The organism is Aquabacter albus, from assembly GCF_040049275.1.
Lineage (GTDB): Bacteria > Pseudomonadota > Alphaproteobacteria > Rhizobiales > Xanthobacteraceae > Aquabacter.
Map to the genome: position 1 here is coordinate 640,346 of NZ_JBDZDT010000003.1, position 14,384 is coordinate 654,729.

Below are 14,384 nucleotides of genomic sequence, written 5' to 3' on the forward strand. Positions count from 1 at the left end.
AAGCGCCGCCCTCAACCTTGACACCCTGGGCAACCCGGTGTCTCTCCCCTCCCCAAATTTGAGGCCCGCAACAAAAGCTAAGGAACGCGCATGAGCACGGCCTTCATCTTCCCCGGACAAGGCAGCCAGACAGTGGGCATGGGCAAGGCTCTCGCCGATGCCTTCCCCTCCGCGCGGGCGGTGTTCCAGGAAGTGGACGACGCCCTTTCGCAGTCCTTGTCCACGCTGATGTGGGACGGCCCGGCGGATGAGCTGACCCTCACCGCCAATGCCCAGCCGGCCCTCATGGCCGTCTCCCTCGCCGCCATGCGGGTGCTGGAGGCGGAAGCCGGGCTGAATCTGGCGCAGGACGCCGCCTTCGTCGCCGGCCATTCCCTGGGCGAATATTCCGCACTGGCCGCCGCTGGTGCCCTGACCGTTTCCGATGCCGCCCGCCTCCTGCGGATCCGCGGCAACGCCATGCAGAACGCCGTGCCCGTGGGCGCGGGCGCCATGGCCGCCCTGCTGGGCCTGAGCTACGAGGACGCTGTAGCGGTGGCGGCGGAAGCCGCCGGCGACGATGTCTGCCAGGCCGCCAACGACAATGCGGACGGCCAGGTGGTGGTCTCCGGCGCCACCAAGGCCGTGGAGCGCGCCATCGAAATCGCCAAGGCCAAGGGCGCCGCGCGGGCCATCCTCCTGCCGGTCTCCGCCCCCTTCCATTGCCGCATGATGGCGCCCGCCGCCGATGCCATGGCGGAAGCCCTGGCAAAGGCCAGCGTGAAGGCCCCGGTCGTGCCGGTCGTCTCCAACGTGAAGGCCGGCCCGGTCACCGACCCGCAGGAGATCATCCGCCTTTTGGTGGAGCAGGTCACCGGCACCGTGCGCTGGCGCGAAAGCGTGCTGTTCATGGCCTCCGCCGGAGTCACCCGAACGGTGGAAGTGGGCGCCGGCAAGGTGCTCTCCGGCCTCTCGCGCCGCATCACCAAGGAGATCGCCGCCTCCGCCGTCGGCACCCCCGACGATGTGGCCGCATTCATCGCGGCCCGTCGGGCCCCCGCCGCCTGATCCTCACCTTCCTGCTTCCGGAGTTCCCATGTTCGACCTCAGCGGCAAGACCGCGCTCGTCACCGGCGCCACGGGCGGCATCGGCGGCGCCATCGCCAAGGCCCTCCACGCGCGGGGCGCAACTGTCGCCATCTCCGGCACCCGCCGCGAGGCGCTGGACGCCATCGCCGCCGAGATGGGCGAGCGGGTGCATGTCATCCCCTGCAATCTCGGCTCCACCGAAGAGGTGGAGAAGCTGGTGCCGGACGCGGAAGCTGCCCTCGGCCATGTGGACATCCTCGTCAACAATGCCGGCATCACCCGCGACAACATCTTCATGCGCCTGTCGGATGAGGCGTGGGACCAGGTGATCGCGGTGAACCTCACCGCCGCCTTCCGCCTCTCCCGCGCGGCCGTGCGCTCCATGATGCGCCGCCGCACGGGGCGCATCATCTCCATCACCTCCATCGTCGGCGTCACCGGCAATGCGGGCCAGGGCAATTACGCCGCCGCCAAGGCCGGCATGATCGGCATGACCAAGTCGCTGGCCCAGGAAGTGGCGAGCCGCGGCGTGACGGTGAACTGCGTCGCCCCGGGCTTCATCGCCACGCCCATGACCGACGCGCTCAATGAGAAGCAGCGCGAGACCATCCTGAAGGCCGTGCCGGCTGGAAAGCTCGGAACGCCGGAAGACATCGCAAATGCCTGCGTCTACCTCGCCTCCGACGAGGCCGGATACGTCACCGGGCAGACGATCCACGTGAACGGCGGAATGGCGATGATCTGAGGGCGGACCGCGCGTTCACGCAACGCGCGGCTGGACCTTGACACCGGGATGGGCTTTGCTGGCAAAGGCTGGGGAAGTGTGGTAACGACCCGCTCCATCCGATCGAGCTAAAGATAACGCGCGTTCGGGTGTGGAATTTCTGTGCTTCGATCTGCCCGATCGGGCGCGAGCATGGGGGCTGGGCACGGCGGGTGAAAGGCTTTATGCCGTCTCACAGCCGCCGGACGGCAGGACATAATTCAGACAATGAGGGTGCATCGATGAGTGACATCGCCGAGCGGGTGAAGAAGATCGTCGCGGAGCATCTGGGTGTTGAGCCCGAAAAGGTCACGGAGAATGCCAGCTTCATCGACGATCTCGGCGCCGACAGCCTCGACACCGTCGAGCTCGTGATGGCCTTCGAAGAGGCGTTCAACACCGAGATCCCGGACGACGCTGCCGAGACCATCCTGACGGTTGGCGACGCCATCAAGTTCCTGGAAAAGAACGCGGGTTGATCAAACCCTTTCCGAATTCGACGGTCGCGGTGCCAAAGGCGCTCGCGGCCGTCGCCGTAATTGTTCCGGAGTTCCCCTCATGAGACGTGTTGTCGTCACTGGCCTCGGCATGGTGACGCCGCTCGCCTGCGGTGTCGAGCCGAGCTGGCGGCGACTGCTGGCCGGTCAGAGCGGTGCCAGGTTCGTCGAAAGCTTCGATGTATCAGACCTCCCCTGCAAGATCGCCAGCATCATCCCGCGCGGCGATGGCAGCGACGGCACCTTCAATCCGGACGATTGGATGGAGCCGAAGGAGCAGCGCAAGGTCGACGATTTCATCGTCTTCGCCATGGCTGCCGCCCAGCAGGCGCTGGACGATGCCGACTGGCACCCCACCGCCTATGAGGACCAGATCGCCACGGGCGTGCTCATCGGCTCCGGCATCGGCGGCATCGAGGGTATCGCCGAAGCGGCGCATATCCTGAAAGATCGCGGCCCGCGCCGCATCTCGCCCTTCTTCATTCCCGGCCGGCTGATCAATCTCGCCGGCGGCTACGTCTCCATCGCCCACGGCCTGAAGGGGCCGAACCATGCGGTGGTCACGGCCTGCTCCACCGGCGCGCACGCCATCGGCGATGCCGGCCGCCTCATCGCGCTCGGCGATGCCGACGTGATGCTGGCCGGCGGCACCGAATCGACCGTGAACCGGCTTGCGCTCGCGGGCTTTGCCGCCTGCAAGGCGCTCTGCACCAGCTTCAACGACGCGCCGGAAAAGGGCTCGCGCCCCTATGACCGCGACCGCGACGGCTTCGTCATGGGCGAAGGCGCCGGCATCGTGGTGCTGGAGGAATACGAGCACGCCAAGGCGCGCGGCGCGAAGATCTATGCCGAACTGACCGGCTATGGCCTCTCGGGCGACGCCTTCCACATCACCGCTCCCTCCCCCGACGGCGACGGCGCCTTCCGCTGCATGAGCGCGGCGCTGAAGCGGGCGGGCATCACGGCCGGCGACGTGGACTACATCAACGCCCATGGCACCTCCACCATGGCGGACGAGATCGAGTTGAAGGCGGTAGAGCGCCTGCTGGGCAACAATGCCGGCACCGTCTCCATGTCCTCCACCAAATCGTCCATCGGCCACCTCCTCGGCGCCGCCGGGGCGGTGGAGGCGATCTTCTCGGTGCTGGCCATCCGCGACCAGATCGCCCCGGCGACCCTGAACCTCGACAATCCGTCGGTGGAGACCCCCATCGACCTCGTGCCCCTGAAGGCGCGGGAGCGGAAGATCGACATCGCACTGTCGAACTCCTTCGGCTTCGGCGGCACCAACGCCTCGCTGGTGTTCAGCCGCCACCAGGCGTGAATTGAGGGGCCGGCGCGTCCGGCCTGAGCGCTGGCGCTCTTCCTTCCGTCGTCATGGCCGGGCTTGACCCGGCCATTTCGTGCCGCATTCTTCCGGAGAGATCCCTGGATCAACTCCCGGGGTGATGATCGCCCCTGCGGCGCGGTGGTCCTATTTCCGTCCAGAAGAGTGGTATCCCCTTTTCCGGACGGTTCACCCGACCCGGAGCGATGGAGACTTCGATGGCGACACCCGAACAGAAGGCGGCCGAGCAGGCGAAGAAGCGCCGCCCCTCCCGCGGAGCCAGCCATCCGGCGGTGGTGATCGGCAATGCCATCTTCACCATCCTCCTGTTCCTCGCCGTGGGCGGCGGCATCGCCGCCTGGTACGGGCAGCAGCAATACGCCGCGCCCGGGCCGCTGGCCCAAGAGAAGACCGTGGTCATCCCGCGCGGCTCGGGCACCCGCGACATCGCCGAGCTCCTGGAGCGCGAGGGCATCGTCAAGAACTGGATGCTGTTCGTGGCGAGCCAGCAGATCGCCCGGCGCGGCGAGCAGCTCCAGGCGGGCGAATATGAATTTCCGGCCGGGATCTCCATCGCGAAGGTGTTGAACACCCTCATCGAAGGCCACGTGGTCAATCACCAGATCACCATTCCCGAGGGCCTGACCACCCAGCAGATCGTCGACCGCCTGAACACCAATGATCTTCTCACCGGCACGCCGCGCATGCCGCAGGAGGGCACCCTGCTGCCGGAGACCTATCGGGTGACCCGCGGCATGAAGCGCGATGACCTCCTCGCCCGCATGAGCGCCGACCAGCAGAAGCTGGTGCGCGACCTCTGGGCCAAGCGCGACCCCAGCCTGCCTTTGAAGTCGCCGCAGGAAATGGTGGTGCTCGCCTCCATCGTCGAGGAGGAGACCGGCAAGGGTGACGAGCGCCCGAAGGTGGCGGCCGTGTTCATCAACCGCCTGAACCGGAAGATGAAGCTCCAGTCCGATCCCACCATCATTTACGGCATCGTCGGCGGAAAGGGCTCGCTCGGCCGCTCCATCACCCGCACCGACATCGCCACCGCGACCCCCTACAACACCTACACCATTGACGGCCTGCCCCCCGGCCCCATCGGCAATCCCGGCAAGGACGCCCTCGCTGCCGTGGCGAACCCGGCCAAGACCCGGGACCTCTATTTCGTGGCGGACGGCACCGGCGGCCACGCCTTCGCGGAGACGCTGGACCAGCACAACCGGAACGTCGCCAAATGGCGCGAGATCGAGGCCAGCCAGAAGGCGAATCAGGGCGCAGCCCCTGCGGCCGCTCCTGTCCCGGCTCCGGCGGCCCCTCCCGTCTCCGCGCCCGGCGCCGGGACGGGAACAGGCACCAATCCCGCCGCTCCCTCCACCTCCAACTGAGAGCCGGCGGCCCCCCGCCCGAGACCGCCTGATGTCCATTGCAAGCATGACCGGGTTCGCCCGCGCCCAGGGCACAACCGGACCCTGGCGTTGGAGCTGGGAGCTGCGCTCCGTCAACGCCAAGGGGCTGGACCTGCGCCTGCGTCTGCCCGGCGGCTTCGACGCACTGGACGCCGCCGCAAGGTCTGCCGCCGGCAAGCTGCTCTCGCGCGGCTCGGTCTCCGGCACCTTCACCATCGCCCGCGAGGGTGAGACGGTCTCCGTCACCATCAACCAGCCGGCCCTGGAAGCTTTGATCGGCGCCTCCCGCGAGGCTGGCGCGCGTTTCGGCCTTGCAGCGCCCAGCTTGGATGCGCTCCTCGCGGTCAAGGGCGTGGTGGAGGTGGTGGAGGCCGAGCAGACGCCGGAGGATGCGGAACGCATCACGAAGGACGCCGCCGCCGGCTTCGAGGAGGCGCTGCGCTCCCTCTCCCAGATGCGCCTGAAGGAAGGCGCCGCGCTGCGGGCCGTGCTTGCCGAGCGCCTCGCCGCCATGTCCGCCCTCATCGCCGCAGCCGAGGCCCTGCCCGAGCGCCAGCCGGAGGCCATCAAGGCGCGGCTCACCGAGCAGGTCCGCGCGCTCCTCGACGCCGCAGCGCCCCTCGACCCGGACCGGCTGCACCAGGAAGCGGCGCTTCTCGCCGCCAAGGCCGACGTGCGCGAGGAGCTGGACCGCTTCACCACCCATATCGCCGCCGCCTACGACCTTCTGGACACGGGCGGCCCAGTGGGGCGCAAGCTGGATTTCCTCTCCCAGGAGTTCAACCGGGAGGCCAATACGCTCTGTTCCAAGTCCAATGCCGTGGCGTTGACCCAGATCGGGCTTGACCTGAAGCTTCTGGTGGATCAGTTCCGCGAGCAGGTCCAGAACATCGAGTGAGCCCGCGCCCCATGGCCTCCGCCCCCTCCCACTTCGCGCTGCCGGGCTGGAAGCCCGGCTCCAAGTCCGGCCTCGCCCGCCGGGGGCTGATGCTGGTGCTCTCCTCCCCGTCCGGGGCCGGCAAGACCACCCTGTCCCGCAAATTGCTGGAGCTGGACGACCGCATCACCATGTCGGTCTCGGTGACCACCCGCCCGCCGCGGCCGGGCGAAGTGCCCGGGAAGGATTATTTCTTCGTGGGCGAGGACGAGTTCGCGCAGCTTAGGGACAATGGCGAGCTGCTGGAGCACGCCACCGTCTTCGGCAATCTCTACGGCACGCCGCGCCGCGCGGTGGAAGAGGCGCTTTCGGCGGGCCGGGACGTGCTGTTCGACATTGATTGGCAGGGCACCCAGCAGCTTGACCAGAGCGCCGAGCAGGACCTGGTGAAGGTGTTCCTGCTGCCGCCCTCCGCGGCCGACCTCGAGAAGCGCCTGCGCACCCGCGCCCAGGATTCCGACGACGTGGTGCGCCAGCGCATGTCCAAGGCGTCGGACGAGATCAGCCATTTCACCGAGTACGACTACATCCTGATCAACCAGGACATCGACGACAGCCTCGCCAAGCTCACCGCCATCCTGAACGCGGAGCGCCTGAAGCGGCGGCGGCTGACAGGCCTCGCGAGCTTCGTGCAGGGCCTGCGGGACGCGCTTTAGGACGACCTCTCAGCCGGGGAGGGGCGTACGCCCCCACGTGTCTGCTTGCGGTGCCGGCATCCCTCTTTGCGCCTTGGTCTTTGCAGCGGTGCGGAAATCGGTGGAAGGCGCCCGGCTGCGACGGGATCAGGCTGCGGCCCCTTCCCGCTCGGTCTCGCCGACGCGAGCGCTGGAGAACAGCCCGAACTTTCCGGTCCCGCTCGCTACAACGTCATGTAGTCGGCATGACGATTTCGGCGCGTTTCATGCAATCCTGAATTATGTCCCGGCACATATTCTTCAGGTTGTCAAAAACATCTCCTATTAACCACGCCTGAAATGCTAATAGGCTGTCAATAATAAGTGGTCCTTGGTTTGCGCGTCTTCATGTGTTGCGCGCTCAGTTTGTGGCGCGTCGATAAGGTCGTTGTGGGATGGTCTCTCCGAGAGGAAGTTAGTCCATGGACCTTTCTGTTTCCATTACCCCGGACGGCGCGCTCGCGATCAAAACTGCTTTGAGGGTGGTGCATTTTATCGGGCTTGTCCTGGGCCTTGGCGCCGCAACCTTGCTGGATATCATCATCATTCGATTCATCGTCAGGCGCCGCATATCGGGCGATTATTGCGACATCATCGACTTTTCATCGAAGATCGTGTCGGCGGGCCTCGTATTTCTCTGGATATCCGGCATCGGATTTCTTTTATTCTACGGGCTTCTTGAACCCGCAAAACTTGGAAATGAGAAGGTCTGGGCCAAGATCGCGATCGTCGGCGTGCTGACGCTGAACGGCCTGTTCCTCCACCATTTCGTGCTGCCGCTGATCCGGCAGAACATAGGCAAAAGCCTGTTTGCGGGGATGAGCCGCGCCCAGGCGAGGGTGGCCCTCGCATCGGGTGTGGTCTCCGGCACCTCCTGGTATGTTCCCTTATTGCTCGGGTGCATCCCGCAGCTGAATTTCGTCGTGCCGGCGTGGATGATCCTCTCCGCCTATGCTGCATTCCTCATGGGCGGCATCGTGCTGGCGCAGGGCATCGCCCATCTCGCCACCGCCCCGCATCGCCACCCGCCGCAGCAGGATCCGGCCCCAGACGTGGTCATGGAGCTTGGGCAAACGGTCGGCTGAGGCCGACACCGCTTGCTTCCGGTCGTACACAAGGTCGCGAAGGCAGGGCCCAGTCCGGTCACGATGCCGCCGAGCTCTGCAAGCACCGCGGATCGCTCAGTCCCGGCGCACCCGCAGATCCGCATAGGCATTCGCCAAACCGACGAACCCCGCTACGTCGATCTCCTCCGCTCGCTCGGTCTCGGGCACGCCGGCGCGCTCCAGCAGCGCGAAGGTATCGACACCGAGCGACTTCAAGCTCTGGCGCAGCATCTTGCGGCGCTGGCCGAAGGCGGCCTCCGTCACCCGTTCGAGATCCGAAAGCGCACATGGCAAAGGGTCCGCGCGGGGCACGAGATGCACCACGGACGACGTCACCTTCGGCGGCGGCACGAAGGCGGAGGGGGCAACATCGAACAGGATTTTTGCGCTGGTGCGCCAGCCCGCGAGCACGGCGAGGCGGCCATAGGCCTTGCTGCCGGGCGCGGCGACGATGCGTTCCGCCACTTCGCGCTGGAACATCAAGGTGAGCGAAGTGAACCAGGGCGGCCAGGGATCGGACGAGAGCCAGCCCACGAGAAGCAGCGTCGCCACATTATAGGGAAGGTTCGCCACCACCCGCGCCGGGCCGTCCCCCGTATGGGGACGCACATCCACCTTCAGCGCATCGCCCTCGATCACCTCAAGCCGGCCGGGATAGGCGTCCGCCACCTCGACTAGCGCGGCGATGCAGCGCCGGTCACGCTCCACCGCCACCACCTTTGCCGCACCAAGTGCCAGCAAAGCGCGGGTGAGGCCGCCGGGACCGGGGCCGACCTCGACCACCGTTGCGCCTTCCAGCTCCCCGGAGCCGCGCGCAATGCGGGCGGTCAGGTTGAGGTCGAGAAGAAAGTTCTGGCCCAGGGATTTCTGGGCGGACAGCTCATGCCGGCGGATCACATCCCGGAGCGGCGGCAATTCGTCGATGGCGCTCATCCGGCGGCCTGGATCCTTGCACGGCCATGATCCCCCGCCGCCAGCCGCGCCGCGAGCCGCAGGGCCGCCATGAGGCTGGAGGGGTCCGCGCGCCCCGTCCCGGCGATGCCGAAGGCGGTGCCGTGATCGGGCGAGGTGCGCACGAAGGGCAGACCGAGGGTCGTGTTGACGCCCTCATGGAAGGCCAGCGCCTTGGCGGGGATCAGGACCTGATCGTGATACATGCCGATGGCCACGTCATAGCCGGCGCGCGCCTCGGCGTGGAACATGGTGTCAGCGGGCAGCGGCCCGCGCGCATCGATGCCTTCGCGACGCAGCGCCTCGACGGCGGGACGCACTACCTCCTCGTCCTCGCGGCCCAAAGTGCCGTCCTCTCCCGCATGGGGGTTGAGCCCGGCAAAGGCGAGGCGCGGCCGCTCAAGGCCGAAGCGGGCGCGCATGTCGCGGTCGACGATGCGGGCGGTCTCCATGAGGAGATCGACGGTCAGCAACGCTGGAACGGCGGCGAGCGGCACATGGATGGTGGCCGGCACCACCGCCAGTTCCGGCGACCAGATCATCATGACCGGGCGCGGCGCCGTCCCGCCCGGCGGCGTGCAGCGGGCGGCGAGATATTCTGTGTGGCCGGGGAACGGGAAGCCCGCCGCATAGACCACGGATTTTGCGAGCGGCGCCGTCACCAGCGCCCGCGCGGCGCCGGCCTGCACCAGATCCACCGCGCGATCGAGGCTTTCGATAACGGCAGGCGCGCTGGTCTCGTCCGGCGCGCCGGGCGCGGCGGTGGCGCGCGGGCCCACGGGATGAACCGGCAGGGCATGGGCGAAAATGCCGGCCGCCTCATGGGCCGCGCAGGCCGTGATGGGAATGTCGAGGCCGAGGAGGCGGGCGCGGCGCTCCAGAAGCTCCGGATCGCCCACGGCGCAGAAGGCGGGAATATGGCGCGCGGCGCGGTCGCGCCATGCCATGAGGGCGATCTCGGGGCCGATCCCCGCCGGCTCGCCGAGGGTCAGCGCCAGCGGCGCATCCATCAACGGTAGACGATCAGCGCGGATTTGCGCAGGTCCGCCAGCAGCTTCTTGGATTCCGCGACGAATTGGGTGGAGGCGAGCTGCTCCTTGATGTCGCGCTTCTGGGAGCTTTCGCCCTTCACCGGTGTCTTCCCGCACACCGCGAAGATCTCGACCCCCGACTGGGTCACCTCCGGCGGGGTCAGCCGCCCCACATCGGTCTTGTTGAGCACTGCCTGCAATGCCGCCGGCATGTCGGAGGACAGGCGCAGGACTGGCGAGCGCACCACCACCTCCTTCAGGCCTTTGGCGGATTCCAGGCCCGCATCGCAGTCCGTGAACTTCGCCTTGAAGGCGTTCGCCTCGGCGAGCCGCCCTCCATAATTGGAGGAGCCGCGCGGCACCACGAAGATGATGGGATAGAGCTTGTATTCGGTGGAGACGAGATCCGCATTGCCCTTGGTGTTCAGGGCGGCGATCACGTCGGTGTCGCGCACATTGATGGTGGGCGCCTTCGCCCGCACATATTGCTGCCAGACATTGTCTGCGCGCAGCTTGCTCTTGAAGGTGCGCGCGTCGAGGCCCTGCTGGGCGAAGCCGGCGGTGAGCTGCTCGGCGGTGCGGCCGCTGCGCGAGGCCACGTTCGCAAAGAGCTTGTCGAGCTCTTCGTCGTCCACCTCGATGCCAAGCCTGGACGCCGTCTGCACCTTGATGCGCTCGTCGATCAGCTCTTCCAAAGTCTCCTTCGCACCGGGCTGCTTGTCGCCGATGAGCACGTGGAGCTTCTGGCGCTGAGCCACGTCATAGGAGGTGATGGGCCGGCCATTGACCATCACAAGGATCTGCTGGGCCTCCGCCGAGCTCCCCCATGCGCCAACAAGGGCGATCAGGAGCCCGAGGATCGGCAGGAAGCGGGCACGGGTCAGCATGATGTCATCCGGGAATGGCTCTTCTGGCGATGGTCCGCCCGATACGGGCTCAGGCAGACCACCCGCCGATACGCAAAACGTATCTTGCGGGCTCCTGTGGCGGCAATACGGCCAACCTTGCGTCAGCGCAATCCCGGAGGCCAATTCAGTTCGAGCCCGTGGAGGTGGAGATACGGCTCTGCCCCAAGGTCCGCAGACCGATAGTCAGCATCACCATATTGCTCGGCTCCGTCTCGTAGGGACCATTCAGCGAGTAGTTGGAGATATAGCTGAGCGCCAGGGTGAAGCAGTCATCGGCATAGGTCACACCGAATGTGGTCATGTCGACGCCGGATTGGGCGATGTTGTAGCGCACGCCGCCGGCTACCGACCATTCGTTGGTCAGGCGATAGGAGGCGCTGGTATAGATGCCTTCGCGCTCCTCGTAGTAACCGAGTAGCGGCTGTGGCGCATACAGCCCGTAGACCGCCGAGACGCCAACGCGGTCCCAGGCGAAGCGCCCTTCCAGCTCCAGGCGTTGCAGGGAGAGATTGTCTTCGTCGAAGCGGAAGCGGGAGACGAATTCAAGATTGCTGGTGGGCGAATAGCTGAAGCGTGCCACATAGTCGGAGACATTCGTCTCTAGCCCGGATTCCAGGCCGGTATTGGCCATGTCGCCCTGGGCGAACGAATTGATGCCGAAAAGGTGATAGGACTGACCGACAAGGGCAGTGATGAGGCCCGCATTGTTAAGCGCGGCGGTATAGGTGATGCCCACGTTCAGGCGCCCGCCGCCCTCCACCCGGTCATAGCCGGAATATTTGTTCACCTCGAACAGGTTGTTGTCGTCGAAGACGAGGCTCTGGGCGTCCTCGTTCGGCAGCTTGCCGATCCCGGTCTCGTTCGGGCGGATGACCAGCTGGGCGCGCGGCTCGATGGTCTGCGTGCCCCAGCTCTCCACCGAGATGAATGGATAACGATAATCGAGGCCGATCGCCGGCATGCCGCGGATCAGGTCCTCCTCGCCGGACTGAAGCGGGTTCTGGCCGGGAAGGACCGGACCTCCGGTATAGCTCGCCGGCATCGAGCCGATGTCGGCATGGGCCAGATCCACCCGGGCGCTGGCGAACGGCGTCCAGATCTGGCCAGCCTGGTCGGTGATCGACCGTTTCCAGTAGAGCTCTGCGCTGAGGCGCTGGTATTCGCCGGGCGCGCCGCGCAGCAGGCACTGCGTGGGATTCGGATTGGTGAGGGCGCACGCGCCCGCCGGGATGCCCACGCCGCCCAATGGGAAGGACGTGGTGGAGGACATGCCGACGAAATCGGCCTCGTTGCGCGATACGGAGTTGAAGTTCACCTTCACGCCCGCTTCGCCGCCGAAGATCGGATTTCCGAACACGTAGTCGTAATTGAAGGTGCCGACCACCGGGATCATGTCCTGGTTGTCGGTCACTGACAGGCCGAGGAAATAGAGGCCGCGCACATCGAAGAAGCTGCGGTCGCCCTGCCCGGTCAGATAGAGCTGGGAGGTCACCTCGGTGGGCACGGCGCTCAAGAGGCCGAGCGCGTCCCTATAGTCGCTGAGATGGTAGTCATTGATGAAGGTGCGGTCGGAAGCGAGCGTGCCGTCCCAGCCCCATTTCCACTGGTCGCTGAGCGTGAACTCGCCCTTGCTCTGCACGATGCCGCGATTGTCGCGGTAGCCCGGCAGGCCCGCAAACGCCTGCTTGTCCTGCTGCATGATGCCGGCGGCCCGGATGTCATAGGAGCCGTTCATCAGGCGCTGGCGCCACTCCCCCTGCATGAGGAGGCCCTGCTCGGTGTAGTAGACCGGCGTGACCGTGATGTCGCGGTCAGGCGCGATATTCCAGAAATAGGGAATGCCAAAGCCGAAGCCGAGATTGCTGGAATTCGCGAAGATCGGCGTCAGGAAGCCGGTCTTGCGTTTCACCGTCGGATCGGGACTGGAGAAATACGGGAAGTACGCGATGGGCAGACCGAAAAACTCCAAGGTGGCGTCCTTGTAGTAGATCATCTGCTCGTTCTGGTTGTGGATGATGCGCGCAGCCTTCACCTGCCAGAGCGGCGGCCGCTCGGGATGGTCCTTGCAGGGCTCGCAGGCGGTGTAGACGCCGTTCTGGAGAACCGTGATGTTGCCTTCCTGCCGGTCGGCCCGGGAGGCGGCAAAATGGGTGCGGTCGACCGTGTCCACCCGCAGGGAATGAATGAAGCCTTCCTTGAAGTCCTCGGTGAGCTGAAGGCTTTCGGCATTGATGATATTGCCGTCCTTCTGCTTCAGCCGGACGTTGCCTTCGGCGATCACCAGGTTCCGGTTGCGGTCGAACGTGACCTTCTGCGCCTCGAGGCTGGCGCCGTCATAATAGAGCTGGACGTTGCCCACCGCGCCGACGGTGTTCTTCTCATAGTCGTAGACCAGCTCATCGGCGGTCACGAGCATCTTCTTGTTGGGATCTTCTTTCGGCGCGGAGAAGGTGTTTGTCATGCTGTTGATGGGGCTTTGCGCAGCCGCAGGGGCGGCGCCGAGCAGCATCAGGACCATCAGAGCACAGGCCAAAGCACAGCCGTTCCCGGTGCGGCGCACAATGCGCCGCCAGGCAATAGCCACCCACCCTTCCGCGGGAGTGAACCCGACGGTCATCCGTCCTCCCGGTGCAACAGAACCAAAACCCCCAGGAAAATCCCCGCCACTGCAGGAAACCACGCAGCAGCAATGGGATGGACCACTCCAGCTTCTCCTAGATCTTCCGCAAGCTTGGTCCCCAGATAAAGCAGAAAGCCGGCAACGACGCCACCGAGAATCGTCTGCCCCACCCCTCCGAACCGGAAGATGCGCAGCCCCACCACGGCGGCGATGAACACCATCGCCACCAGCAGGAACGGGCGCGCCAAAAGACTCTGGAGCTGGAGCCTGTACCGCGCCGCACCAAAACCTGCCTGCTCGGCGCTCTCGATCGCCTCCGGAAGTTGCCAAAAGGACACGGTTTCCGCGGACAGGAGGCTGTCCTGGATCTGCGCCGGATTGAGATTGGTGGCGATCAGGTAGCTGTCGAATTTCTGCTGCTCGAAGCCCGGAATCAGCACTCGGACGTCCTTCAGAACCCAGTAACCATAATCGAGAGTCGCCGACTTCGCCTCCACCCGCTCGATGACCCGGTCGTGCTTGTCGAACTCGAAGACGGTCACGTTCAGGAGCTCCCGCCCGCCCTGCTGGGTGGCGGCCGCCTGGATGACGGCTTGGCCGTCGACGCTCTGCTGGCGAATCCAGAACGTTCCCTTCCCCTGGGTAAGAAGCCCGCCGGAAGGGGAGGAGTTGAAAATGTCGCTCTCCATGCGATTCGCGCGTTCCTTGAACTCCGCCGAGACGGGGTTGAAGACGCAGGTGGCGAACACGCCGATCAGGAATGCCACGAAGATGGCCGGAAAGGTGAACTGCCAGGCCGAGAGCCCCACGGCCCGCGCCACCACCAGCTCAAGCCGCCGGGACAGCATCACGAAAGAGGCGATGCCGCCGAACAGCACGGCGAACGGCAGAAGCTGCTCGGTGAAGGCGGGCGCGCGATAGAGGGTGAGAAGCGCCACCATGCTGGTGGTGACGGCATCCCGGTCCGCCGTGCGCCGGCTCATCTCGAGGAAATCCACGAGCATGATCAGCGCCACGCAGGAGAAAAAGATCATCACCACGGCCGAGAAGAAGCGGCGGGCGAAATAGAAGCCGAGGAGCCGTCCGATCATGG

General features: G+C 65.9%; 13 protein-coding genes. 8 read left to right on the top strand and 5 right to left on the bottom strand.

The window, feature by feature from the left end:
* The first annotated feature begins 90 nt into the window (after positions 1 to 90).
* The 8 genes from fabD (at position 91) to ABLE91_RS09440 (ending at position 7,760) form a co-directional block, all read left to right on the top strand.
* A complete protein-coding gene (gene fabD / locus ABLE91_RS09405) occupies positions 91 to 1,047 on the top strand; it encodes an ACP S-malonyltransferase (protein ID WP_348930537.1) in 957 nt (318 codons plus the stop codon).
* Between the two features lie 28 nt (positions 1,048 to 1,075).
* Positions 1,076 to 1,813, top strand: a complete 738-nt coding sequence (fabG, locus tag ABLE91_RS09410) for a 3-oxoacyl-[acyl-carrier-protein] reductase (RefSeq protein ID WP_348930538.1) — start codon at positions 1,076 to 1,078, stop codon at positions 1,811 to 1,813.
* Between the two features lie 260 nt (positions 1,814 to 2,073).
* The gene (locus tag ABLE91_RS09415) at positions 2,074 to 2,310 is read left to right on the top strand and encodes an acyl carrier protein (RefSeq protein ID WP_012172834.1); all 237 of its coding nucleotides are present in this window, start codon (positions 2,074 to 2,076) and stop codon (positions 2,308 to 2,310) included.
* A 79-nt stretch (positions 2,311 to 2,389) separates the two neighbouring features.
* Positions 2,390 to 3,652: a beta-ketoacyl-ACP synthase II gene (fabF, locus tag ABLE91_RS09420; protein WP_348930539.1), complete on the top strand. Its 1,263-nt coding sequence runs from the start codon at positions 2,390 to 2,392 to the stop codon at positions 3,650 to 3,652.
* Positions 3,653 to 3,873: 221 nt separating this feature from the next.
* A complete protein-coding gene (gene mltG, locus ABLE91_RS09425) occupies positions 3,874 to 5,043 on the top strand; it encodes an endolytic transglycosylase MltG (protein WP_348930540.1) in 1,170 nt (389 codons plus the stop codon).
* 31 nt (positions 5,044 to 5,074) lie between these two features.
* A complete protein-coding gene (locus ABLE91_RS09430; protein ID WP_348930541.1) occupies positions 5,075 to 5,962 on the top strand; it encodes a YicC/YloC family endoribonuclease in 888 nt (295 codons plus the stop codon).
* Between the two features lie 11 nt (positions 5,963 to 5,973).
* Positions 5,974 to 6,657 carry a guanylate kinase gene (gmk, locus tag ABLE91_RS09435; RefSeq protein WP_348930542.1) on the top strand — a complete coding sequence of 228 codons (684 nt, stop codon included), beginning with the start codon at positions 5,974 to 5,976 and terminating at the stop codon, positions 6,655 to 6,657.
* Positions 6,658 to 7,097: 440 nt separating this feature from the next.
* Positions 7,098 to 7,760: a hypothetical protein gene (locus ABLE91_RS09440; protein ID WP_348930543.1), complete on the top strand. Its 663-nt coding sequence runs from the start codon at positions 7,098 to 7,100 to the stop codon at positions 7,758 to 7,760.
* 96 nt (positions 7,761 to 7,856) lie between these two features.
* On the opposite strand, the gene rsmA is transcribed toward ABLE91_RS09440, so the two are convergent.
* From rsmA to lptG, 5 genes are all read right to left on the bottom strand, one after another.
* Positions 7,857 to 8,714 carry a 16S rRNA (adenine(1518)-N(6)/adenine(1519)-N(6))-dimethyltransferase RsmA gene (gene rsmA / locus ABLE91_RS09445; RefSeq protein ID WP_348930544.1) on the bottom strand — a complete coding sequence of 286 codons (858 nt, stop codon included), beginning with the start codon at positions 8,712 to 8,714 and terminating at the stop codon, positions 7,857 to 7,859.
* Positions 8,711 to 9,742: a 4-hydroxythreonine-4-phosphate dehydrogenase PdxA gene (gene pdxA / locus ABLE91_RS09450; protein WP_348930545.1), complete on the bottom strand. Its 1,032-nt coding sequence runs from the start codon at positions 9,740 to 9,742 to the stop codon at positions 8,711 to 8,713. Before pdxA ends, rsmA begins: the two co-directional genes overlap by 4 nt.
* Positions 9,742 to 10,650, bottom strand: a complete 909-nt coding sequence (locus ABLE91_RS09455) for a SurA N-terminal domain-containing protein (protein ID WP_348930546.1) — start codon at positions 10,648 to 10,650, stop codon at positions 9,742 to 9,744. The genes pdxA and ABLE91_RS09455 overlap by 1 nt, the downstream gene beginning before the upstream one ends.
* 145 nt (positions 10,651 to 10,795) lie before the next feature.
* Complete coding sequence (locus tag ABLE91_RS09460; RefSeq protein ID WP_348930547.1) at positions 10,796 to 13,288, bottom strand: LPS-assembly protein LptD; 2,493 nt, start codon at positions 13,286 to 13,288, stop codon at positions 10,796 to 10,798.
* Positions 13,285 to 14,382 (bottom strand): LPS export ABC transporter permease LptG, encoded by a 1,098-nt coding sequence (gene lptG / locus ABLE91_RS09465; protein ID WP_348930548.1) that lies wholly within the window; start codon positions 14,380 to 14,382, stop codon positions 13,285 to 13,287. The genes ABLE91_RS09460 and lptG overlap by 4 nt, the downstream gene beginning before the upstream one ends.
* Positions 14,383 to 14,384 lie beyond the last annotated feature (2 nt).

What these genes read in the sequence shown, in the direction of transcription:
- fabD (WP_348930537.1), top strand. Translation starts at nt 91, where the DNA reads ATGAGCACGGCCTTCATCTTCCCCGGACAAGGCAGCCAGACAGTGGGC.
- fabG (WP_348930538.1), top strand. Translation starts at nt 1,076, where the DNA reads ATGTTCGACCTCAGCGGCAAGACCGCGCTCGTCACCGGCGCCACGGGC.
- ABLE91_RS09415 (WP_012172834.1), top strand. Translation starts at nt 2,074, where the DNA reads ATGAGTGACATCGCCGAGCGGGTGAAGAAGATCGTCGCGGAGCATCTG.
- fabF (WP_348930539.1), top strand. Translation starts at nt 2,390, where the DNA reads ATGAGACGTGTTGTCGTCACTGGCCTCGGCATGGTGACGCCGCTCGCC.
- mltG (WP_348930540.1), top strand. Translation starts at nt 3,874, where the DNA reads ATGGCGACACCCGAACAGAAGGCGGCCGAGCAGGCGAAGAAGCGCCGC.
- ABLE91_RS09430 (WP_348930541.1), top strand. Translation starts at nt 5,075, where the DNA reads ATGTCCATTGCAAGCATGACCGGGTTCGCCCGCGCCCAGGGCACAACC.
- gmk (WP_348930542.1), top strand. Translation starts at nt 5,974, where the DNA reads ATGGCCTCCGCCCCCTCCCACTTCGCGCTGCCGGGCTGGAAGCCCGGC.
- ABLE91_RS09440 (WP_348930543.1), top strand. Translation starts at nt 7,098, where the DNA reads ATGGACCTTTCTGTTTCCATTACCCCGGACGGCGCGCTCGCGATCAAA.
- rsmA (WP_348930544.1), bottom strand. Translation starts at nt 8,714, where the DNA reads ATGAGCGCCATCGACGAATTGCCGCCGCTCCGGGATGTGATCCGCCGG.
- pdxA (WP_348930545.1), bottom strand. Translation starts at nt 9,742, where the DNA reads ATGGATGCGCCGCTGGCGCTGACCCTCGGCGAGCCGGCGGGGATCGGC.
- ABLE91_RS09455 (WP_348930546.1), bottom strand. Translation starts at nt 10,650, where the DNA reads ATGCTGACCCGTGCCCGCTTCCTGCCGATCCTCGGGCTCCTGATCGCC.
- ABLE91_RS09460 (WP_348930547.1), bottom strand. Translation starts at nt 13,288, where the DNA reads ATGACCGTCGGGTTCACTCCCGCGGAAGGGTGGGTGGCTATTGCCTGG.
- lptG (WP_348930548.1), bottom strand. Translation starts at nt 14,382, where the DNA reads ATGATCGGACGGCTCCTCGGCTTCTATTTCGCCCGCCGCTTCTTCTCG.